Raw genomic sequence first — 22,035 nt, 5'->3', positions numbered from 1 at the left:
TGCCTTCGGCCCGTGGGCCGCTGCGATCATTGCCCCGGCGTGCCGTGCCGCGCGCCCTGGACGGCCCGCGACGGCGGGCACAGACGAGTATCGGCTGGAGGTGGCGTCGCGTGACCGCCATCCACGACGGCGACGCGCCGGTGCGCCGTGGCGCCGTCGACGACGCCATCCGGAAGATGCGCGCCGCGGCCGCGGCGGACGGGCGCGACGACGCCCCTGGGACCGCCGGCACCGTGGATCACGCGGTGCTGCGCACGGTGCTCGCGACGCTGCCCCACGACGACCAGCGGCTGCTGTGGGACCGGCACGTCGTGGGCCGCGAGCTCTCGGCCATCGCCACCGAGCTGGGCATGCACGCCCGGGCGGTGCTGCGCCGCCTGCGGCACGCCGAGGAGCGGCTCGGGGCCGCGTTCGCCGCCGCGCACGCCCGCGCGTGCCCGCCGAGCTGCCTCGACACGCGGCAGGCGCTGCACTCCTACGTGCGGCACCGTCTCTCGCCGCCGCGCCGCACCGTCCTCGAGGCGCACCTCTTCGGCTGCCAGGGCTGCATGCGCGCCTTCATCGACGTGCGCGAGGCCGGGTGGGCGTTGCGCGACGCCGGCCCGCTGCTGCTCGCGGGCACGGCCGCCGGCGTCGCCGCGGGCGGGCCCATCGTCGTGGGCGCGCTCGGCGCCGGCGCCACGGGCGTGGGCCTCCTCGGGTGGACCGGGCCCGTCGGGGCGGCGCTGCTCGCGGCCGTGGAGTGGGTGCGGGCGCTCGTGCTGCGCTTCGGTCAGCTCGGCAAGGCCGGGATGATCGGCGCGGGCACGGTCGCCGGGGTCGCCGTCGCGGCCGTCGCGGTGGCCCTGAGCGGCGGGGCCGGCACGCCCTCGGCCGCGCCGCCGGTGCCGGGCCCGACGTCGTCCGCGGTGGCGCCCGCCCCGGACACCGAGGACGCGGCGTCCCCCGACGCCCCGCCCGAGCCCGAGCCGAGCGCGAGCCGGTCGGCGGAACCGACGGCGTCGGAGGAGGCGGTGGCGCCGCCGGTGACCGCCGACCCGACGCCGGACCCGGCCCAGGACCCGGCGCCCGCCCCGCCGCCGTCCGGGACCACGCCGGCGCCGTCGCCGGAGCCGGACGACCCGGACACCGGGGCGACGCCGTCCCCCGAGCCTTCTGCGTCCACCGCGCCGTCGCCGTCGCCGTCGCCGACACCCTCGCCGACGCCGACGCGAACGTCGCCGAGCCCGACTCCCACGCCCTCCCCGTCGGTGCCGTCGCCGAAGCCGACTCCGACGTCGAAGCCCACGCCGAAACCCACCCCGACCCCCGTGCGGACCACCGTCACCGTGACGACGTCCGGCCTGCGCGGCGTCTACGCGGTCACGGCGACCGACCCGGACGCCGAGGTCGTCAAGGTCTCGGAGGACCGCCGCTGGCTCCGGGCGAAGGAGTGCCGACGCGAGGGCTGGCACGTGGCGTCGTGGCGGAACGACGTCGGCGAGCTCACCGTCACGGTGGAGGCGGCGCCCGGCGTCGCTCCCGACGTGACCGTCGACCGCGTCGTCAACTGGCCCGCGTGGATCTGGACCTGCTGACGGACGCGGGTCGAGCCTGCCAGGACAGGGTCCCGACAGGCTCGACCGCCGTGTAGCGCTGGTCAGCTGCACCCAGCACGATCAGCGTGCGGCGAAGCCGTGCGCCCCGTGGTGGTGGTGACCCCCGCCGTGCCCGTGGCCGTGCCCATGGCCATTTCCGTGGCCATGCCCGTGGCCGTGGCCGTGGCCCGGACGACCGGGCTCGACGCCGTTGACGGCCTCGGTGCTCCACGCCAGCTGCTGCGCGGCGTGCCCGATCGCGCGGGACATGATGTCCAGCGCCTCGAGGCTCACGTTCGACAGGTCGTCGCCCGGGGAGTGGTAGTTCTGGTCGAGGGCCTCGCCGGCGACCCCGCCGAAGACGGCGGCCTCCTCCTCGGTCTTGATCGCGTCCGCGCCGGTGAACAGGCCGGAGGCTGGGATGCCGTTGCTGATGAACGCGTCGTAGTCGGAGCGGCCGGAGAACTCCGAGTCCACCCAGGGCTGGTCGATGCCGTCGAAGTAGTCCGTGAAGACGGCCTCGGTGGCGACGGACCCCTCCGGCACCGTGACCGGCGCGGGGAAGGTCGACTCGTTCGCGTCGTACACGCCGATCGTGTAGTTCGGCGAGCCCACCATGTCGAAGTTGAGGTAGGTCGCGATGTCGTCGAGCGCCTCGGGGTCGTTCGTGACCAGGTCGTCGACGTAGTGCGCGGACCCGACGAGCCCCAGCTCCTCGGCGCCCCACCACGCGAACCGGACGGCGTTGTTGAGCTTGGCGCTCTTCTTGTTGAGCTGGACGGCGGTCTCCAGGATCGCCGCGGAGCCCGTGCCGTTGTCGTTGATGCCCGGACCCTCCGGCACGCTGTCGAGGTGGGCGCCGAGCATGACGACGTTGTCGTGCCGTCCGCGCTTCGTCTCGGCGATGACGTTGAACGTCTCGTCGGTGCCGCTCACGGCCTGCAGGTCGAACGAGATCTGCAGCGCGGGGTCGGCCGCCAGGGCCGCGAGGATGGCCGCGCCCTCCGCCTGCGTGACCCCGACCGTGGGCGCGTACCCGTCGTTCGTCTCGCCCAGCGTCCCGTTGAGGGCGCCGTCGGTGTTGTTGTAGATGATGAGCCCGGCGGCGCCGGCCTCGCCGGCGGCAAGCGCCTTCGCGGCGAACGCGCACGCCCCGCGCTGCACGACGGCGATCTTCCCGGCGGCGTCGACGCCGGCCCAGGAGTCCCCGTGCGGGGCCTCGGGGTCGTCGCTGGCGGGGCAGCCGTCCGCGATCGCGGGCTGCACCGCCGCCGCGGTGACGCCGTCGTCGGGCGTGGAGGTCGAGTACGTCATCGCCACGGGCGTGAGGTCGACGCCCGGCACGGTGACGGCCAGGTCGAGCACGTCGAAGGTGTCGAACTCGAAGTACTGCCGCTCCGGCTGGTACCCGGCCTTGCGCAGCGTCTTCTCGACGTACCGCGCGGAGGCCTCGTAGCCGGGGCTCCCGGCGGCGCGGTTGCCGTCGTTCTCGTCGGCGATCTCCTGGAAGGCCTCCAGATGGCGGAAGACCCGCTCGCCGGTGACCTTCTTCGACAGGTCCGGCCCGGGCACGTGGATACCGTGCCGGCCGGTGGCGACGGCCGGTGCCGCCGTCGCCGTGGGGGTGAGGGACGCCGCGACGACGAGCCCGCCGAGGGCTGCGGTCGCGACGGCCGTGCTGAACGTCCTTGTTCTCACGGTCGACCTCCTGGTGGTGACCCCGCGCGCCCGGTCGGGCTCACGACGCACGGCGCGACGCTGCGGGGTGCGGATGGCGCGAGCGTAGGCCCGGGAGGCGCTGCAGGAAACCCCTGGGGCGCGACGTCCCTCAGCCGCGCTCGAGCAGGACGAGCACCTCGTAGTGGCTGGTCTGCGGGAACATGTCGAGCAGGCGGGCGCGGGTCGGCCGCAGCGACGGCATCCGCGCGAGGTCCTCGGCCAGCGTGACGGCGTTGCAGCTCGAGTAGAGCACGTGCGAGACGCCGGACTCCTCGAGCCGGCGCGACAGGTCCGCGCCGATGCCGCGCCGTGGCGGGTTGACGATCACCAGCTCGGGGGCCGCGTCGTCGTGCGCGGAGCCGGGCGCGAGCTCGGTGGCGTCGCCGGCGGCGAAGCGGACGCCGGCCACGGCGTCGGCCCACCAGCCGGCGTCACGCCCGGCGACGACGGCGTCCGCGGGCAGGGCGGCGAGCCCGTCGCGGGTGGCGGTCGCGCTCGCGACGGCCTCCGCGGAGATCTCGATGCCGGTCACCGCCCGCCCGGGGGCGGCGCAGTGCAGCGCGAAGCCGCCGACGCCGCAGTACAGGTCCCAGAGGGAGGCGGGCGCGACCTCGTCCACCCAGGCGCGGGCCTGCGCGTACAGGGCGGTGGCGACGGCGGTGTTGGTCTGGAAGAAGCTCTGGGGGCGCAGGTGCAGGGTGATGCCGTCGAGCCGCATCGGCAGGGCCTGGCGCTCGGTGAGCACGATCTCCAGCTCGCCCTCGAGGACGGCGGCGTGCGCGGGCTGTACGTTCACGCTGACCACCGCGACCTGCGGCAGCGCGGCGAGCAGCCACGGCAGGTGCTTGCGGAGGCGTGCGACGGGCTCCTGGCTGCGCAGCACGAACCGCACCATGAGCTCGCCGTCCGCGGACAGGGTCACGAGCACGTGCTTGAGCTCGCCCCGCCACGCCGACTCGCGCGGCGTCTCGCGGCGGCGTGCGCCGCGGGACGGCGACGTGGCGTCGTAGGGCTGCAGCCGCGCCCGGGTGATCAGCTCCGCCAGGACCGGGAACGACTCCTGCAGCGCGCGCGGGTACAGGCCGCAGTCGGTGAGGTCGATCCCCTGCCCGGCGAAGGGGCCCGCCGCCGACCCGAGGATGCCGAGCACCGGCTCGTCGACCGTGCCGCTGACCACCATCTTCGCCTTGTTGCGGAAGCCGGACTCCGGGCCGGTGACGGCGGGGAGCCAGTCGATGCGGTCGTCGGCCAGCAGCGCCCGCACGTGCGCCACCTTCTCCTCCACCTGGGTCGGGTACGGCGTCGCGAGGAGGGTGCACGAGTGGCAGCGGCCGGCGTCGAAGTGGGGGCACTGCACCTGCCCATTGTCCCCGGGCCCGGCCGTGCTGCCGACCGGGCCGGGGCACGGGTGAAGATCGTCGTGAGCGCGGGTGAATGGAGGGCGCGACGAGCGTCCGGGGGGACCGACGAGCCTACGCTTCCCGGGACACGTCTCGTCGAAGGGCCTCCTCATGTTCCGTCGCATCGTTGGGGTGCTGGTCGCGGCCGTCGTCGGCCTCGGCGCCACCGCCCTCCCGGCGCAGGCCGTCACGGTCTACCCCACCAGCCTCACGCTCAACGCCAAGCCGGAGCCGGTCGCCGTTCGGGGCACCGTGACCCTGGCAGGCTCCCTGAAGTACAAGAAGGCGGGCCGCTGGGTGGCACCGAGCGCCGGCAAGGCGATCGCCGTGTGGTTCGACCCGGCGGGCACGGCCAAGCCGGTCAAGATCGCCACCGTGAAGACGAACACCAAGGGCGCCTACACCTACAAGCACTCGCAGTCGCGGTCGGGCACCTGGATCGTGAAGTACGCGGGGCAGCGCAACCTCGCGGCGGACCGCGCCGCCGACTACGTGCGGACGTACGTCAAGGGGCCGTGGAACTACCCCGGCCCGGACCTCGACTGCCCCGACATCGGCAAGATGGTCTGGGTCGGCAGCAACGACTACCACGACCTCGACAGGGACGGCGACGGCTGGGGCTGCGACTCGTACGCCTGACGCGCGGCGCGCCCAGGCAGGCATGCCGCGGCCGGCCAGGGCGCCGTTCGGTCGGCGAAGGTCAGCCGACGAACAGGCAGAACGGGTGCCCGGCGGGGTCGGCGTAGACCCGCAGCGGCTCGTCCGGGTCGTCCGACCGGTCGAGGAGCAGCCGCGCGCCCAGGGCGAGGGCGCGCTCGTGCTGGCGGTCCAGCGCGGCGACGTCCGGCACGGTGGCGTCGAGGTGCAGCTGCTGCGGCACGCCGTCGTCGGGCCAGGTGGGCGGCGGCAGCGACGGCACCTGCTGGAACGCGAGCGGCACCCCGGCGGGGTTGCGCAGGACGAGCCAGTCGGCGCCGTGCGGGTCGGGCTCGCCGGGCGGCGGCGGCTCGTCGCCGGCGCGGTACGCGAGCGCGAACAGCTCGCGGTAGAACTCCGCGAGCCGGCGTGCGTCGGTGGTGTCGAGCACGACCTGCCGGAGCGTGGGGACGTCAGCGCCGGTCATCGGCCCTCGTCGGGGAACTGCTCGGCGATGCCGCGCAGCCGGGTGGTGAACGCGGCGTAGTCGAACCCGTCGGCGAGGTTGCCGTTCCCGGGCCGCATCCCGACGGCGCCGTCGGCCTCCTCCCGCAGGATGTCGGCGTGCCCGGCGTGGCGGCTCAGCTCCGCGGACACGTGCACGAGGACCTGGAGGAGCGTGACGTCGCGGTTGCCCTCGCGCCACCACCAGACGTGCCCGGGCGCGTCCAGGGGCAGGGCGTCGATGGTGGCGTCGGCGAAGTCCCCGACCTGCCGGTACAGGTCGACGAGCTGCGCGAGCGACTCGTCGGCGGTGGCGAAGAACTCCGCCTGGAGCGCGTCCGCGTCGGCGTCGGGGGAGTCCGCCGCGGCGAGCCACGGCGCGGCGTCGGGGCGGGGCCACGGGCGGCCGAACACGCCGCCGAAGTAGTCGATCTCCACGGTCGCCGCGTGCTTGACCAGCCCGAGCAGGTTGGTGCCGGTGGGCGTGCGGGGCAGGCGGGCCTCCCGCTCCGACAGGCCCTCCACCTTCCACAGGAGCGCCTCGCGCGCGCCTCGCAGGGAGCGGTGGAGCACGGCCTTGGCGTCCGGGGGCGGCGTCGATGTCGTCACGGGTCCACGCTCGCGCATCGAGCCGCGGGTGGCAACGGTTCTCCGGATCTCGCCGGGACCGCGGGGGAACCGGACGTGAACCACGGATGAGAGCGGCCTCACACAGCCGTCACGACGGGCTCATGCACCGTCCATAGCGTCACCGACGAAGCCACACCGCGCGTCCGCGCCCGTGGCCCGGATCTGGGAGCATCATGCTGAAGAACCGCATTCTCGGAACGCTGCTCGCCCTGTCGCTCGCCGGGGGCGGCCTGGTCGCCGGTGCCGGCGCCGCGCACGCGGACGACGACGACCGCATTTCTTGCTCGGGGTACGCGACGAAGGACTCGCAGTACCGCGTGGGCCTGACCGAGCGCGACGACGACCGGCTCCGCGCGGGCCTGACCATCGACTCGAAGCACGCCGGCAAGAAGTGGACCGTGAAGGTCTACCGCGGGGGCACCAAGGTCCACCAGCAGACGAAGCGCACGGCGCGCAACGGCGACGTGAGCTTCGCGAAGACCTTCCGGGCGGACGACGACGCCCGGATCAAGGTGGTCGCCGCCTCCGGGTACGGCGAGCGCCTGGAGCGCGTCGTCACCCTGGACGACGACCTCGCCTGCCGCAACGGCAAGGGTGTCAAGGGTGCCCGCTACGGCTACGCCGTCGCCGAGCGCGACGACGACCGCGTGACGGCGAAGCTGCGGGTCAACAGCCCCCGCAAGGGCTCGACGTGGAAGGCGACGTTCTACCGCGACGGCCAGCGGGTGGCGTCGACGTCGGCGAAGGCCGGGGCGTACGGCAACGTCACGCTCGGGCGGACGTTCCGGGCGGACGATGACGCGCGGGTGAAGGTGGTCGCGACGTCCGGCTACGGGGAGCGGATCGTGCGCACGATCGAGCTCGACTGAGCGGTCGGGCCGACGGCGGCCGGGGCGCCCGCGGGTGCTCCGGCCGCCGTCGTGCGCTCCCGGCGCGCCCCGGGCACGCCGGCGACCTGTCGTCTCCCTCCTCGGGATGAGGATAGGCAAGCCTAATCTCGGGTGCTATCGTGACGCCGTGTCGTGACGTTCTGTCATGACCTGTCGCGCCGGGAGCCCGGCCGTTCACCCTGGAGGTCGTTCATGACGGTCGTCGCCGCGGAGCTGGTCCCGCTCTCGACCCGGCTGCGCGAGGGCACGCGTGCCGAGCACTCGCAGGCGGAGTCCGAGGGGTTCGTCGAGCGGCTCCTGTCGGGCCGGCTCGACGTCGCCGCGTACGCCGACCTCGCCGCGCAGCAGCTCGCCGTCTACACGGCCCTCGAGCAGGCGAGCGAGCGGATGCGCGCGGACGAGCGCGGGCAGGACCTGGTCTTCGACGAGCTCACGCGCGTCCCCGCCATCGAGCGCGACCTCGCGCACCTGTACGGCGCCGGCTGGCGCGACGTCGTGCGGGTGCTGCCCGCGACGGAGCGCTACGTCGCGCGGCTGCACGCCGTCGGCGGCGACGTCGCGTGCTACGCGGCCCACGCCTACACGCGCTACCTCGGCGACCTCTCCGGCGGCCAGGTCATCCAGCGGATGATGCAGCGGCACTACGGCATGGGCGCGGAGGGGCTGGAGTTCTACGACTTCCCGGAGATTCCCAAGGCGAAGCCGTTCAAGGACGTGTACCGCGAGCGCCTCGACGGGCTCGAGCTCGACGACACCGAGGTGGACCTCGCGGTCTCCGAGGCGCAGGAGGCGTTCCGCCTCAACCGTGCGATGTTCGTGGAGCTGGGCGTCGCCCACCCCTGAGCCGCGGCCGGCCGCCGCGGCCCCGACGGCGGCCCCGACGGCGCGGCCCGGGTGACGCGGATCACCCGGGCCGATCCCTGCCTCGATCATGACAAGTAAGGCCAGCCTGGCCTAAGTTAGGCTCGCCTCAGCAAACCCGGCGCGAGGTCGCGTCCGGCCCGGCCCCGCCAGGGGTCGCCCCACCAAGGAGTACCTGCATGCCCTCGCGCCCGGTCCGGCACGCCCGCCGCACCCTCGCCCCTCTCGCGCTGCTGGTCGCCCCGCTCGTCGCGCTGGTCCTCACCGGCTGCACGGCGCTGGGTCCGGGCGGCGTCGTCGAGCAGCGGGTGGCCGCGGTGGACACGACGCCGCTGTCCGAGCTGGACGCGCTCGACGACCCGCGGGAGTGGACCGGGGAGACGGTCGTGCGCACCGCCGACACGCCCGTCGCCCCCGTCGCCGACGACCCGCAGCCGCAGCTCCCGGTCACCGTCACCGATTCCCAGGGCACCGAGGTCACCGTCACCGATACGAGCCGGATCCTGGCGCTCGACCTGTACGGCACGCTCTCGCGCACCGTCTTCGAGCTGGGCCTCGGCGACCGGGTGGTGGGCCGCGACACGTCCTCCACCTTCCCCGAGATCGCGGACCTGCCGCTGGTGACGGCGAACGGCCACGAGCTCACGGGGGAGGCGATCCTGGAGCTCGCGCCCACGGTGATCCTCACCGACACCACGCTCGGGCCGTGGGACGTGCTCATGCAGATGCGCGACGCCGGCATCCCCGTCGTCGTCCTGGACCCGCACCGCAGCGTGGAGACGTCGGGCGACCTCGTCCGGTCGATCGCGGAGGCTCTCGGCGTCCCCGACGAGGGGGCCGAGCTGGCGGAGCGCACCCGGGCCGAGGTCGACGACGTCGTCGCGCAGGTCGCGGAGCTCGCGCCCCGCGAGCAGGCCGACCGGCTGCGCGTCGCCTTCCTGTACGTGCGCGGCCAGGCGGGCGTCTACTACCTGTTCGGCGAGGGCTCCGGCGCGGACTCGCTCGTCGAGTCCGTGGGGGCCGTCGACGTCGCCTCCGAGATCGGGTGGAAGGGCATGCGGCCCGTCAACGACGAGGGCATCGTCGCCGCGCAGCCCGACGTGCTGCTCATGATGTCCCAGGGGCTCGAGTCCGCCGGCGGGGTGGACGGGCTCCTGGAGCGGCTGCCCGCCCTCGCGCAGACCCCCGCGGGGGAGAACCGGCGCATCGTCGCGATGGACGACGCCCAGATCCTCGCGTTCGGGCCGGAGACCGCCGGCGTGCTCGACGCGCTGGCCCGCGCGCTCTACGCGCCCGCGAGCGTGCCCGGGGGCGAGGGATGACGGCGACCACGCCCCGGGCGCCTCGGCCCGCGCGCGCCGGGCTGCCCGACGCCACACCCCGGGAGCCGGCCACGGCGCTGCCCCGGGCGGTCCCGGCCCGCGTGGCCTGGCTCTTCGGAGGCCTGACGACGGCGCTGTTGGCGCTCGCCGTCGTCGCGGCCGGCTCGGGGCACCTGCACATCCCGCCCGTGGAGGTGCTCGGCGGCCTCGCCCGGGGCCTCGGCCTCGAGCTGGGGCCCGAGCCCACGCACCCGAACGGGTACGCCGCCCTGTGGACGATCCGCTTCCCGCGCGTGCTCATGGCGATGCTCGTGGGGGCCGCCCTCGCCGCCGCGGGCGCGCTCATGCAGGGCGTGTTCGGCAACCCGCTCGCCGAGCCCGGTGTGGTCGGGGTCTCGTCCGGGGCGGCCGTCGCGGCGTCGGCGACGATCGTGCTGGGCGTGAGCGTCGCGGGCCCCTGGACGACGGCGGGCGCCGCCTTCCTCGGCGGGCTCGTCGCGACCTTCGCGGTCTACGCGCTCGCCCGGTCCGGCGGACGCACGGAGGTCGTGACGCTGGTGCTCACGGGCGTCGCGATCAACGCCGTGTGCGGGGCGGTGCTGGCGCTGTTCACGTTCCTGGGCGACACGCAGGAGCGTGAGCAGATCGTGTTCTGGCAGCTCGGGTCCCTCAACGGCACCCGGTGGGCGTACGTCGCGATCGTCGCTCCGCTGGTGGTCGTCGGGCTCGTCGCCGCGGGGGCGATGGCGCGCCGCCTCGACCTGCTCGCCCTCGGCGAGCGGTCGGCCCGGCACCTCGGGGTCGACGTCGAGCGCCTGCGCGTCGTGGCGGTCGTCGTGGTCGCGCTGCTCACCGCCGCGGCCGTCGCGTTCTGCGGCATCATCTCGTTCGTCGGCCTGGTCGTGCCGCACCTCGTGCGGATGGCCGTCGGCCCCGGGCACCGCGTGCTCGTGCCCGCCAGCGCGCTGGGCGGCGCCGTCCTGCTGCTCGCCGCCGACCTCGTCGCACGCACCGCCGTGCCTTACGCGGACCTGCCGATCGGCATGCTCACCGCGCTCGTCGGCGGGCCGTTCTTCCTCTGGCTCGTGCGGCGCACCCGCCGGCAGGCGGGGGGCTGGGCATGAGCGCGCTGCTCCAGGTGCGGGGCGCCACCGTGCGGGTGGACGGGCGCGCCGACGGCGCCGCCCTGCTCGACGCCGTCGACGTCGACGTGCACGTCGGCGAGGTGCTCGTCGTCGTCGGTCCCAACGGCGCGGGCAAGTCCACGCTGCTCTCCGTGCTCGCGGGGGACCGCGCGCCGGACGCGGGCACCGTCACCCTCGACGGCGCCCCGGTCGCTGCCGTGCGCCCGGCCGAGCTCGCCCGCCACCGCGGCGTGCTGCTCCAGGAGAACCAGGTCAGCTTCCCGTTCCGCGTCGTCGACGTCGTGCGCATGGGCCGGGCGCCCTGGCGCGGCACCGACGCGGAGGACCGCGACGACCTCGTCGTGGCCGGCGCGCTCGCCGACGCCGACGTCACCCACCTCGCCGCCCGCCGCTACCCGTCGCTGTCCGGCGGCGAGAAGTCCCGGGCGTCGTACGCCCGCGTGCTCGCCCAGGAGCCGCGCCTCCTGCTGCTCGACGAGCCCACGGCCGCGCTCGACGTGCGCCACCAGGAGCGCGTGCTCGCCCGGGCGCGCGACCACGCACGGGCCGGCGGCGCCGTCGTCGTCGTGCTGCACGACCTGGCGCTCGCCGCGGCGTGGGCCGACCGTGTCCTCGTGCTCGCGGGCGGCCGCGTCACCGCGCACGGCGCGCCCGCCGACGTGCTCACCACCGCCCTGCTCACCGACGTCTACGACCACCCCGTCGACGTGCTGCCCCACCCCGTGACCGGCGCCCTGCTCGTGCTGCCCCGCCACGGTGGCGGTGGCGCACCCGATCCCGACCAGGCGCTCCCGCCGCTCGCCGAGGACCTCGCATGAACCCCACCCGCTTCCCGTCGGCCGCCGTCCGGCCGGCTCGACCGGCTCGACCGGCGTCGGTCCTGCTCGCCCTGCTGCTGACCCTGGCGCTCGGCACCGGCGCGCTGGTCGCGACCGCCCCGGCGGCGCACGCCGCGGCGCGCGTCTCCGTCTCCGGTCTGGACGGCGCCGCGCGCGCCGCAGCCGACGGCCCCACGACGCTCACGCTGCGCGGCAGCGGGTTCCAGTCCGTGAAGAACGCCTTCGGCGGCGTCTACGTGCTGTTCGGCTGGGTCTCCGACCCGTCCGGCGGGTCGTGGCGGCCCAGCGCCGGCGGCGCCACCGGCGAGACGCTGCGCTACGTGCCCGACTCCGAGGCCGCGGACAACGCGGGCTACCAGCGGTTCGTCGCGTTCCCCGGGTCGACCACCGCGGCCGAGGCGAACGGCGGCACCCTCGCGGCCGACGGCTCGTGGTCCGCGAGGCTCGTCGTGCCGGGCGCGCAGTTCCGCACCGTCGACCGGTCCGGCAGCCCCGTGGACGTGGACTGCACGCAGGTGCGGTGCGGCGTCATCACCATCGGCGCCCACGGCGTCGCCAACGCCGCCAACGAGACGTTCACGCCCGTCACCTTCGAGAGCGCCGGCGCGCCCGGCACGGGCGGCGGTGGCGGTGCGCCCCAGGACGGGGACGGCGAGGAGCCCGAGGGTGCGAGCGCCGGGCAGGCCGCCACGGGCGCGACAGCCCCGACGGACGGGGACGGCGGCGCCGACGCGCCCGCCGGCACGACGGCGGAGCTGCCCGGCAAGGCCACCCTCGGCGTCGACAGGGCGACCGCCGTGGCGGGCCGGGTGCTGAGCTTCGCGGGGCAGGGCTTCGAGCCGGGGGAGCAGGTGGTCGCGACCCTCGACGACGGCGTGCTCGCCGTCGGCCCGCTCGGAGCGGGCACCCACGGCGAGGTGGCCGGGCTGCTCGAGCTGCCGTCCGACCTGCGGCTCGGCACCCACGTGCTCCGGCTCACGGGCGCGTCGTCGGGGCGGGAACCCGAGATCGAGGTGACGGTCACGCGCGACCCCGCCGAGGCCGAGGCCGCCGACGCCCTCGTCGCGACGGCGAGCGCCGACGGCCCGGCCGCGGGCGCCGGTCCGCTCGGCCTCGCGTACAGCCCGGCGGAGCTCGCCGTCGGCGCCGCGGGCCTGCTGCTCCTGATCCTCGTCGTGACGTCCGCCGTCACCGCAGCGCGCCGCCGCCGCGCGGCCCGCGCCGCGACCCCGGCCGGCACGGCGCAGCCCGACCCGGAGGCGCAGCCGTGATCGCGCGGCGCGCCCGCGCGGGCCTCGGCGCGGCGGCGGTGCTCGCGCTCCTCGCCCTGCCCGCGGCCCCCGCGCTCGCGGCGGACGACCAGGACGGCGTCGTCCCGCTCACCGTCACCGTGCCCGAGCGTGACGGGGACGGTGGCGAGGACGGCGACGGGGACGACGGCGGCGCCGCGACGCTGACCGACGCCGAGCTCCGGTGGGCCGTGAACGCCGAGGCCGGCTCCGGCAACTACGTGGGCTGCAACTTCCTCATGGCCGGCACGCCCGGCACGGACGGCGACACGGGCGGCAGCCGGATCTGGGCCGACGGCGACGCCGGGCTGTACCACGGCCGCGCCGGCCACGTGCGGGTGCTGCGACCGGTCGGCACGGGTGCGGACGCGACGCAGCGGCAGGCGACGTTCGGCACCCGGTGCACCGGGCCGACCGGTGAGAAGGTCACGCTCTCCACCACCACGGGCGCCGAGGTCGTGATGGCCGGCGGTCGCGGGACGCGCGAGGCGGACGGCTCGGTCGAGATCGCGTGGAGCGGCTCGTTCACCGTCGTGTTCTACGGCGGCATGACGTACTGGTGGGCCAGCGACCCCGTGCTGCGGCTGGACGCCGACGGCGACGGCACGCTCACCGCGACCGCCGGCGGGTACGCCGCCGACCGCGAGGACGTCACGCGGTGGGGCCGGCTGCCCGCGACGAAGGTCACGCTGGCGCGGTTCGACGGCGAGAAGCTCACGGGGAGCAAGGGCGGGTTCCTGCAGCCCGCCTACTGCGGCGTGCGCGTCGCGGTGGGCGACAGCAGCCCGCAGGTGCGCCAGGACCCGGCGGGGTCGTGCTGGGGCTCGTTCCCGCAGAGCCTCGTCGACTTCCAGCAGCGCACCGGGCAGGCGTCCTACTGGTACTCCTCCGGGCACCGCGACGCCGCGAAGCCGCCCGCCGTCGTCGGCGTGAGCTTCGACGCCGCGGAGAGCATCGGCAGCACGCCGCCGGTGAGCGGCGTCGGCACGGGCGGCGGCACCGCCGCACCCGCCGGGCCCGGTTCGTCGGGGGGCGCCCCCTCCGGGACCGGCGGGACGACCGGTGGCGCGGCCGGGCCCGGACCCGGTGCCGGCGGCGGACCGGGCGTCGGGACCGGGGCTGCCGGCCTCGCCACGCCCCGCGCACCCGGCGCCGCGACGCTCGCCGACGCTGCGCTCACCGCGTTCCCCGCCGTGCAGGCCGCGACCCTCGGTGGCGGTGCGCCGGCGCTCGTGCCCGACCTGCTGCGCACCGGCGACGGCACCGGCACCGACCGCCTCGCCGTCGTCACCACCGGGCTGCTGCTCGCCGCCTCGGGAGCCGTCGTCGGCTTCCGCAGGCGCTGGCTCGTGCTGCCCTTCCGGCCCTAGCTGTCCGTACGCCCAGCGGCCGCCCAGACCCCCGCCCCACCCCACCTCCCTCCCTTCACGAACGAACGGACAACAGACATGTCGAAGACCTTCGGTCCGGCCCGGTACGGCCGGCTGGTCGCGGGCGCCGGGGCGCTCGCCGTCGGCCTCGGGGCCGCGCTCGTCGCGGCGCCCTCCGCCCAGGCCGCCGAGCCGCGGGACGTCGTCGCGGACAGCGGCAGCGCCTCGTGGGGCTTCCGCGAGAGCTTCCGCCGCTACGTCGGGCTCCAGACGGCGGCGCTGCCGCCCGTCGGCGCGGTGCCCGTGGGCGAGCGCATCACCCTCGTCGAGCCGGCGACGTTCGACGTGGACGGCACGCCCGCCGCCACCGTCGACACGACGCCCCCGAACGAGACGCTGCCCTACCTGCTGCCCGTCGCGGGTGGCAGCGTCACCGACGCCGACGACCTCGCGGTCGAGACCTCCGGCGGGGCGGTGTTCCACTTCCCGTCGCACGCCTTCACGGTCACGGTCGAGAACGTGGGCATCGAGGTCGCGGGCGGCGTCGGGAAGGTCGTGGGCGACCTGAGCGTGGTCATCCCGGAGAACACCCTGGACTACGAGCCGGGCACCTACGGCGGCGACGACGTCGTCCTCGGCGACGTCGCGACCACGACGGTCGACGTGTCGGGCGACCAGGTCTCCGTCTCCGCGGACGGCGTGACGCTCACGGCCGCCGGCGCGTCCGCGTTGCAGAACTTCCTCCAGGAGGGCGCCGAGCTCGACGACCTCACCGTGACGGCCGACCTCGAGGCCGCCGCCCAGACCTGGAACCCGTCGGTGTCGCTCTCGAGGAGCGAAGGCTTCGACCCCGCGACGACCGGCACGCTCACCGTGACGGGCAGCGGCTTCGACCCGGCAGCCAACACGGCCACGCGGCCGCCGATCACCACCGGCCAGCCGACCGGCGTGTACGTGGTCTTCGGGAAGTTCGCGCAGGACTGGCGGCCGTCGGACGGCGTCGCGTCGTCGGCCCGCAAGGTCGTGAGCCAGAAGTGGGCGCTGCCCGAGCCGTCGTACTCGCAGCTCAAGGCCGCCAGCCCGAACGTGGCCGACCAGCTCGTGCTCCTGAACGCGGACGGCACGTTCACCGCCGACCTCGAGGTGAGGACCGACGACACCGCCGAGGGCCGCTACGGCGTGTACACCTACGCCGCCGGCGGCGCGGCCGCCAACGCCACGCAGGAGCTCGCCGTCCCCGTCGCGTTCACGCCCGCGGGCGGCGACGGCGAGAACGTCGACGTGGAGGTCACCGTGCCCGAGGGTGACGGCGGCGGCCCGGTCGAGCCGGAGCCGGGCGAGTTCACGTGGACCATCGCGTCCGGCGGCGCGGTCAGCCTCGGCACCGCGACCCAGGGCGATGCGGCCTTCACCGCGACGGGCGACCTGCGCCGCGTCACGGTGACCGACACCCGCGCCGGCAGCCCGGCCTGGAGCGTCACCGGCACGGTGACGGACTTCTTCGCCGGCGACCGGTCGTTCAGCGGCTCCGCGCTCGGCTGGACGCCGGCGCTCGGCGCCAACACCGGCGGTGCGGTCGCGGGCGCCGCTGTGGCCCCCGGCGCGGGCTCCGGGCTGCGGGGCGGGGCGACGCTCGTCTCCGCGCCCGAGGGGCACGCGGCCGGCTCGGTCGCCGTGTACGCCGGGCTCGACCTGAGCATCCCGCTCTCCACGCCGGCCGGCGACTACACCGGCGTGCTGACCCTCACCGCGGTGGGCTGACCGTCCCGTGAGCACGCATCACCGTCCGTCGTCGCGGCGCGCCCCGTCTCGGGTGCGCGCCGCGGCGGCGGCCGTCCTCGCCACCGCCGCGGTCGCCGTCGTGGCCGTCGTCCTGCCCGTCCCCGCGACGGCGCAGGCCGCGACCGACGACCTCACCTGGTCCCTCGCCCCGAAGGACGGCGCGCAGGGCGACAGCCGCGCCAACTTCGCCTACGACGTCGAGCCGGGGGAGCGGGTCCGCGACGTCCTGGTCGTGACCAACCGCTCCGGCGCGCCGCTCGACCTGTCCGTCTACGCGACCGACGCCGTCAGCACCACGAGCGGGCACCTCGACCTGCTGCCCGCCGACCAGGAACCGTCCGGCCTCGGGTCGTGGCTGACGCTCGACGGCGGGGACGACGGCACCGTCACGATCGAGCCGGGGGCGTCGACCGACGTGCCCTTCGTCCTTCGTGTTCCGGCCGACGCCCCGCCCGGGGACCATGCGGGCGGCGTCGTGACCTCGTTGCGCCAGCTGGTGGGCGACGGCGCGCTGAGCGTGGACCGGCGGCTCGCGCTGCGGGTGCACGCCCGGGTCGGCGGGGCGCTCGCGCCCGGGCTGGCGGTGTCCGACGTCGGCGTCGTAGTGCACCCGACCGCCAACCCGGTGGGCGCGGCGCGCGCCACCGTGACCTACACCCTCGCCAACACCGGCAACGCGCGCGTCGTGCCGACCGAGACGGTGCGCCTCACCGGTCCCGGGACGAGCGCGGTCGGCGGCGGCGAGCCGGCGGAGGAGCTGCTGCCCGGCGCGGTCGTGCGCCGCACCGTGCAGGTCGACGGCGTCCGCCCGACGTTCCGCGTCACCGCCGACGTGCGCGCGGACGGGCTCGTCGTCGGCGTCGGGGGCGGCGGGGCGACCACCGCCACCGGCACCGCCGCGGGCTGGGCCGTCCCCTGGGCGCTGCTCGGCGTCGTCGTGCTCGTCGCCGCCGCCGCGGTCGCCTGGCCGCTGTGGCGGTCCCGCTGCAGCTGACGTCAGCGGACGCGGGCGGCGAGCACGGCCACGTCGTCGCGCTGCTGGCCGTGCACCATCCGGTCGACGAGCCGCTGCGGCAGCTCGGCCGTCGGGGTCCCGTGCAGGTCCGCGAGGACGCCCCGCAGGTTCGCGGCGCGGACGGCGAAGGACTCGGTGCGCGACTCCACGAGCCCGTCCGTGTACAGCACCAGCGTGTCGCCGGGGCCGAGCTCGGCTGCGTGGTCCCGCCGGGGGACCGACGGGTCGACGCCCAGCATGAGGTCGGGGCGGCCGTCGAGCTCGTGCACCCTGCCGTCGGCCCGCAGCACCACCGGCAGCGGGTGGCCGGCGCTCGCCCACCACAGCCGGCACCGGTCGTCGCCGCTGCCGGGCTCGCCGCGCCCGGTGCGGTCGAGGCGCGCGACGACGGCGGTGCCGCTCGCCGTCAGCCCCAGGCCGCGGTTCGCGCGGTCCAGCTCGCGCAGCAGGCGGGCGGGCGGAGCGTCCTGGCACCAGGCGAGCGTGCGCAGCATCGCCCGCAGCTGACCCATGCGTGCGGCGGCCTGCATGTCGTGCCCGGTGACGTCGCCGATCATCAGCACCGTGGAGCGCGGGTCGAGCTCGACCGCGTCGTACCAGTCGCCCCCCACCTTGTCCGTGCGGGTCGCGGACGCGTACGTCGACGCGAGCTCGAGGTACGGCACGTGCGGCAGGTCGGTGAGCATCGCGGCCTGCAGCGTGGTGGCCACCCGGTGCCGGTCCTCCAGCACCCGGACGCGCACCAGGGCCTGCGCGACGCACGACGCGAGGGTGGCGGCCGTGCGGCGGCTCTCGTCGTCGTGCTCGTGCGGCCCGCGCCAGAGCAGGACGACGACGCCGAGCAGCCGGTCGTCCACGACCATCGGCACCAGGGCGAGCCCGCCGAGTGACGGGTCGACCCACGGCGCCCAGGTGGGCTGCTCGTGCAGCGCCGCCGCGCCGTCCCGGAAGAAGGCGGCCCGGCGGGCCCGCGCGACCGCCGCCACGGCCGGGTCGTCGAGCCGCCAGTGCCGCGGCAGGTACGGGTAGGCGCCGTCGCGCTCCACGAGGGTGAGGCCCGCCCCGCCGGGGTCGCAGAGCGCGAGGGCGGCCCACACGGTGCCGAGCCCGGGACCGGAGGCGCGCAGCGCGTCCACGATCTCGTCGAGGGTCGTCGCGGCGGCGAACCGGTCGGTGAGGTCGAGCAGCATGCGGGTGCGGCGCGTGGCGTGCACGGCCACCTGCTGGATGCGGTGCGCCCGCTGCCGCTCGAGGCGCAGGCGCAGCTCGGCGGTGCACGCGGCGGCCAGGTCGGCCAGCGTGGCGAGGTCGCTGGCGCTCCAGGCGTGCGCCTCGGTGTCCAGTGCGCACACGGTTCCGACGGCGGTGCCGTGCCGGTCGAAGATCGGGAAGCCTGCGTAGGACCCCATCCCGAGCTCGGTGACGGTCTCCCGGCTGGCGAAGCGCGGGTCGCCGCGCAGATCCTCGACGACGAGGGGCTGCCCGGTGCGGATGGTCTCGCCGCACAACGGCTCGGCGAGGGTGGTGCGCCGGGTCACCTGGTAGGGGTCGGGCAGCCCGAGCGCGCCGGGATACACCTGGGCGTCCGGGAGCACGAGCGTCACGAGGGCCGTGGGGACGCCGAGCTGGCGCTGCACGAGCCGTGCGAAGCGGTCGAACGACTCGTCCGCGGCGGGCCGGGCGAGCCCGGCGGCGACGAGCGCCTGCACCGCGGCGGCCGTCGGGGCGCCCAGGGGCGTCGCCCCGGTGCCCGAGGATCGCGAGGTCACCGGCGCGCACCCCCGTCACGGCTGTGCGCCCCGCGACCCGCGACCATGTGCCGGATTCTCCCACGCGGACGCCCGGATATCCTCGCCGCACGATGGACCTCACCCGCCGCGCCCCCGCCCAGATGCCACGGATCCTGGCCGCCGCCCTCGTGTCCGCGTCGGCCGTGCTGCTGTTCGCGGTGCACGTGCGACCCCTCGCCTACCTGCCCCTGGTGGCCGGTGTGGCGCTCGGGCTGCTCGTGGACCGGCGGCTCGGCCGCGACCTCGCGCTGATCGCCGTCGCGCTCGGCATCATCTCGACCATCTCGCTCGAGGCGGACCTGTCGGACGGCGGCATCGCCCGGTTCGCCGTCGTGCTGTCCCTCGCGGTGCTGGTGCCGTGGGCGGCCTCGAAGTTCTGGTTCCGCGACGACGACGGCGCCGGCGCGGTGCGGTTCCCCGTCGCGACGGGGCGGCGCTGGTCGCGCGGGCAGTACGCGTACCTCGTCGCCGTGGTGGCGGTGGGCTACCTCGTGCTGCCGTGGTACTTCCTGGGCTCCGGGGCCTACCTCAACTGGCCGGAGCTCGACGGCGGGCAGGACATCGCCCGGCTGTTCTTCGGCGTCAACGCGGTGGGCATCTGGGACGAGCTGTTCTTCGTGTGCACCGTGTTCGCGCTGCTGCGCCGGCACTTCGGCCTGTGGACGGCGAACGTGCTGCAGGCCGTCATCTTCGTGTCCTTCCTGTGGGAGCTCGGCTACCGGGAGTGGGGTCCGCTGCTCACCGTGCCGTTCGCCCTGGTGCAGGGGTGGATCTTCAGCCGCTACAAGAGCCTCACCTACGTGGTGGCGGTGCACCTGCTGTTCGACCTCGTCGTGTTCGCCGTCCTGGTGCACGGGCACCATCCGGAGCTGTTCGACGTCTTCGTCACCGCCCCCTGAGACCGGGCCGGGTTTGGAGCGCGCTCGTCGGCCGTGGGAGGGTTCGCGCATGCCAAGACGCGGCAGCTAGCGGTGACGAGCCCGGACGGGTGTGGTCGGACATGCAGGACCCAGAGCACGGCCCGGACGACAGCGATCTCGACACCTGCGCCGCGGAACCCATCCACGTGCCCGGGGCGGTGCAGCCCCGCGGCGTGCTGCTCGTGCTGCAGGACGACGTCGTGGTGCAGGCCTCCGCCAACCTCGCCGAGCTGCTCGGCCCGGCGCCGTCCGACGTCCTCGGCCTGTCCCTGCCCGCGGTGCTCGGCGACGACGCCGCGGCGGCCCTGCGGCTGGACGACGTCACCGAGGGCGGGCCGCTCGCCGACGGCCTGCGGCGGGTGACGCTGGACGGCCGCACCTGGGTGGCCTCGACCCACCGCAACCCGCAGGGCGCCGTCGTCGTCGAGCTCGAGCCGCTCGTGGACCAGGACGCCGACCCGGCGGAGCCGTACCGGACCGCGTACACCGTGCTCGCCCAGGCGGCGACCGTCGGGTCGCTGGACGACCTGTACGACCTCACCGCGCGCGGGGTGCGCGAGGTGACCGGCTTCGACCGGGTGATGGTCTACCGGTTCGACGAGGACCACCACGGCCAGGTCGTCGGAGAGGCCCTCCGCCCGGGCCTGGACCCCTTCCTCGGCCACCGCTACCCCGCGGCCGACATCCCGCCGCAGGCGCGGGCGCTGTACGAGAAGAGCTGGCTGCGCCTCATCCACGACGTCGCATCCGTGCCGCGCCCCCTGGTGCCGCCGCTGCTGCCCGCCGGGGAACCGACCGACCTCTCGTTCGCGAGCCTGCGCGCGGTGTCGCCCGTGCACGTGGAGTACCTGCGGAACATGGGGGTCGGCGCCTCCATGTCGATCTCGCTGCTGCGGGGCGGGCGCCTGTGGGGCATGGTCGCGTGCCACCACGTCGACGGCCCGCACACGCCGTCGCTCGAGGTCCGCGCGGCCGCCGAGGCGCTCGCGTCGGGGCTGTCCCTGCAGATGGTGGTACGTGCCGCCGCCGACGACGCGCAGCACGCCCGCGAGGTCGCCCGCGCCCTCGGGGCCATGGTGCGGGCGGAGGACGACCCGGTGGCCGAGGCGGTCGCGCAGCCGGGGCTGCTGCGGATCCTCGGCGTCGACGGCGCGGTGGTCCGCACCGGGGACGTGACGGCGTCGGTCGGCCTGGTGCCGGACGCGCCGGACGCCGTCGTCGAGGCCGTGCGGCGGGCCGCGCGCCCCCGCAAGGACGGCGGCACCGAGCCCGTGTACACGTCGCACGACCTGCGCCTCGAGCACCCGGAGCTCGCGGGTCGCCTCGGCGACGTCGCCGGCGCGCTCGTGGCCCCGCTGCCCGACGGCGACCTCCTGGCCCTCTTCCGGCGCGAGGTCGCGCGCGAGCTGACGTGGGGCGGGGACCCGCACGCCAAGACCGTCGACCGCGACGAGGACGGCGCCGTCGTGCGCGTGGGCCCGCGGCAGTCGTTCGCGGCGTGGCGCGAGGCGGTGCACGGCACCTGCGAGCCCTGGTCGGACCACGACGTGCGCGCCGCGCTCGTGGCGCGGCGGACGATCGTCGAGCTGCTGTACCGGCGCTCGCGGCCCGACCTCGGGGCGGCGCTCGTGCTGCAGCACTCCTCGCTGCCGGCGGAGCTGCCGACCGTCCCAGGGTGGGAGCTGGAGGCGCGCTACCGGCCGGCGGAGGGAGGCAGCGTCGGGGGCGACTGGTACGACGCGTTCGAGCTGCCGGACGGCCGCGCCGCGCTGGTCATCGGCGACGTCGCGGGGCACGGGCTGCCCGCGGCCTCCGCGATGAACCAGCTGCGCAACGGCCTGCGGACCCTGCTCCTGGAGCACCGTGACGTCGCGACGGCCGCGGCCGGGCTGGACCGGCTCGCCCGCACGCTCCTCACCGACGACATGGCCACGGTGCTCGTCGGCATCCTCGAGGCCGGGCCGGCGGACGCCGACGGGGTCGCGGGGGTCGTGGACTACGTCTGCGCCGGGCACCTGCCGCCCGTGCTCGCGGACACGCACGGCGCGCGGTTCGTCGAGGTGGTGCGCAACCCGCCGGTCGGGGCGATGCGCCAGGCCGTGCGGGCGGGCCGGATCGAGCTCGCGCCGGGCGAGTCCCTGCTGCTCTACACGGACGGCCTCGTGGAGCGGCGCGGCACCCGGCTGCTGGAGCGGCTGGAGGACCTGCGCTCCACGGTGGGACTCACCCGCGACCTCGAGGTGATCGAGCACAAGCTCGCCGGCCTCGAGTCCGACGACGACTCCACGATGCTCATGATCACGGCGCCCGGCCGCCGCTGACGGCGGGGCGCCGGCGACCACCGGC

18 protein-coding genes are annotated in these 22,035 nt (G+C 75.9%); 13 read left to right on the top strand and 5 right to left on the bottom strand.

Annotated features, from left to right (window positions below; translation table 11 throughout):
* Window positions 1–110 precede the first annotated feature (110 nt).
* Complete coding sequence (locus tag ACH436_RS13385) at window positions 111–1,577, top strand: zf-HC2 domain-containing protein (RefSeq protein WP_430560684.1); 1,467 nt, start codon at window positions 111–113, stop codon at window positions 1,575–1,577.
* 81 nt (window positions 1,578–1,658) lie between these two features.
* On the opposite strand, the gene ACH436_RS13380 is transcribed toward ACH436_RS13385, so the two are convergent.
* A complete protein-coding gene (locus tag ACH436_RS13380; RefSeq protein WP_430560683.1) occupies window positions 1,659–3,275 on the bottom strand; it encodes a M20/M25/M40 family metallo-hydrolase in 1,617 nt (538 codons plus the stop codon).
* 130 nt (window positions 3,276–3,405) lie between these two features.
* Entirely contained in the window at window positions 3,406–4,653 is a 1,248-nt protein-coding gene (gene rlmC, locus ACH436_RS13375; RefSeq protein ID WP_430560682.1) for a 23S rRNA (uracil(747)-C(5))-methyltransferase RlmC, read from the bottom strand.
* Between the two features lie 154 nt (window positions 4,654–4,807).
* Between rlmC and ACH436_RS13370 the strand changes: the two genes are divergently transcribed.
* Window positions 4,808–5,335 carry a hypothetical protein gene (locus ACH436_RS13370; RefSeq protein WP_430560681.1) on the top strand — a complete coding sequence of 176 codons (528 nt, stop codon included), beginning with the start codon at window positions 4,808–4,810 and terminating at the stop codon, window positions 5,333–5,335.
* Window positions 5,336–5,396: 61 nt separating this feature from the next.
* Here ACH436_RS13370 and ACH436_RS13365 read toward each other — a convergent pair whose 3' ends face one another.
* Both ACH436_RS13365 and ACH436_RS13360 read right to left on the bottom strand, forming a co-directional pair.
* The gene (locus ACH436_RS13365; RefSeq protein ID WP_430560680.1) at window positions 5,397–5,819 is read right to left on the bottom strand and encodes a VOC family protein; all 423 of its coding nucleotides are present in this window, start codon (window positions 5,817–5,819) and stop codon (window positions 5,397–5,399) included.
* Window positions 5,816–6,445, bottom strand: a complete 630-nt coding sequence (locus ACH436_RS13360) for a DinB family protein (protein ID WP_430560679.1) — start codon at window positions 6,443–6,445, stop codon at window positions 5,816–5,818. The genes ACH436_RS13365 and ACH436_RS13360 overlap by 4 nt, the downstream gene beginning before the upstream one ends.
* A gap of 194 nt (window positions 6,446–6,639) precedes the next feature.
* Between ACH436_RS13360 and ACH436_RS13355 the strand changes: the two genes are divergently transcribed.
* The 9 genes from ACH436_RS13355 to ACH436_RS13315 all read left to right on the top strand — a co-directional run bounded on the left by ACH436_RS13355 (window position 6,640) and on the right by ACH436_RS13315 (window position 16,958).
* Window positions 6,640–7,335 (top strand): hypothetical protein, encoded by a 696-nt coding sequence (locus ACH436_RS13355; RefSeq protein ID WP_430560678.1) that lies wholly within the window; start codon window positions 6,640–6,642, stop codon window positions 7,333–7,335.
* A 213-nt stretch (window positions 7,336–7,548) separates the two neighbouring features.
* Complete coding sequence (locus ACH436_RS13350) at window positions 7,549–8,199, top strand: heme oxygenase (biliverdin-producing) (protein ID WP_430560677.1); 651 nt, start codon at window positions 7,549–7,551, stop codon at window positions 8,197–8,199.
* Window positions 8,200–8,396: 197 nt separating this feature from the next.
* Entirely contained in the window at window positions 8,397–9,539 is a 1,143-nt protein-coding gene (locus ACH436_RS13345) for a hemin ABC transporter substrate-binding protein (RefSeq protein ID WP_430560676.1), read from the top strand.
* Window positions 9,536–10,663, top strand: coding sequence for a FecCD family ABC transporter permease (locus tag ACH436_RS13340; RefSeq protein WP_430560675.1), 1,128 nt, complete (start codon window positions 9,536–9,538; stop codon window positions 10,661–10,663). Before ACH436_RS13345 ends, ACH436_RS13340 begins: the two co-directional genes overlap by 4 nt.
* The gene (locus ACH436_RS13335) at window positions 10,660–11,502 is read left to right on the top strand and encodes a heme ABC transporter ATP-binding protein (RefSeq protein WP_430560674.1); all 843 of its coding nucleotides are present in this window, start codon (window positions 10,660–10,662) and stop codon (window positions 11,500–11,502) included. The genes ACH436_RS13340 and ACH436_RS13335 overlap by 4 nt, the downstream gene beginning before the upstream one ends.
* Window positions 11,499–12,794 (top strand): hypothetical protein, encoded by a 1,296-nt coding sequence (locus tag ACH436_RS13330; protein ID WP_430560673.1) that lies wholly within the window; start codon window positions 11,499–11,501, stop codon window positions 12,792–12,794. The genes ACH436_RS13335 and ACH436_RS13330 overlap by 4 nt, the downstream gene beginning before the upstream one ends.
* Window positions 12,791–14,182, top strand: coding sequence for a hypothetical protein (locus ACH436_RS13325; protein ID WP_430560672.1), 1,392 nt, complete (start codon window positions 12,791–12,793; stop codon window positions 14,180–14,182). The genes ACH436_RS13330 and ACH436_RS13325 overlap by 4 nt, the downstream gene beginning before the upstream one ends.
* 78 nt (window positions 14,183–14,260) lie before the next feature.
* Complete coding sequence (locus ACH436_RS13320) at window positions 14,261–15,943, top strand: HtaA domain-containing protein (protein WP_430560671.1); 1,683 nt, start codon at window positions 14,261–14,263, stop codon at window positions 15,941–15,943.
* 7 nt (window positions 15,944–15,950) lie between these two features.
* The gene (locus ACH436_RS13315) at window positions 15,951–16,958 is read left to right on the top strand and encodes a WxL protein peptidoglycan domain-containing protein (RefSeq protein WP_430560670.1); all 1,008 of its coding nucleotides are present in this window, start codon (window positions 15,951–15,953) and stop codon (window positions 16,956–16,958) included.
* Between the two features lie 2 nt (window positions 16,959–16,960).
* On the opposite strand, the gene ACH436_RS13310 is transcribed toward ACH436_RS13315, so the two are convergent.
* A complete protein-coding gene (locus ACH436_RS13310) occupies window positions 16,961–18,748 on the bottom strand; it encodes a SpoIIE family protein phosphatase (RefSeq protein ID WP_430560669.1) in 1,788 nt (595 codons plus the stop codon).
* A gap of 92 nt (window positions 18,749–18,840) precedes the next feature.
* On the opposite strand from ACH436_RS13310, the gene ACH436_RS13305 reads away from it, so the two are divergent.
* The gene (locus tag ACH436_RS13305) at window positions 18,841–19,668 is read left to right on the top strand and encodes a type II CAAX prenyl endopeptidase Rce1 family protein (RefSeq protein ID WP_430560668.1); all 828 of its coding nucleotides are present in this window, start codon (window positions 18,841–18,843) and stop codon (window positions 19,666–19,668) included.
* 101 nt (window positions 19,669–19,769) lie between these two features.
* Window positions 19,770–22,010 carry a SpoIIE family protein phosphatase gene (locus ACH436_RS13300; RefSeq protein WP_430560667.1) on the top strand — a complete coding sequence of 747 codons (2,241 nt, stop codon included), beginning with the start codon at window positions 19,770–19,772 and terminating at the stop codon, window positions 22,008–22,010.
* The last annotated feature ends 25 nt before the right edge of the window (window positions 22,011–22,035 follow it).

This window comes from Isoptericola sp. NPDC019693, from assembly GCF_044389085.1.
Lineage (GTDB): Bacteria > Actinomycetota > Actinomycetes > Actinomycetales > Cellulomonadaceae > Isoptericola.
The sequence above is the reverse complement of the archived record's forward strand: the minus strand, read 5'-3'. Positions and strand labels throughout refer to the sequence as shown.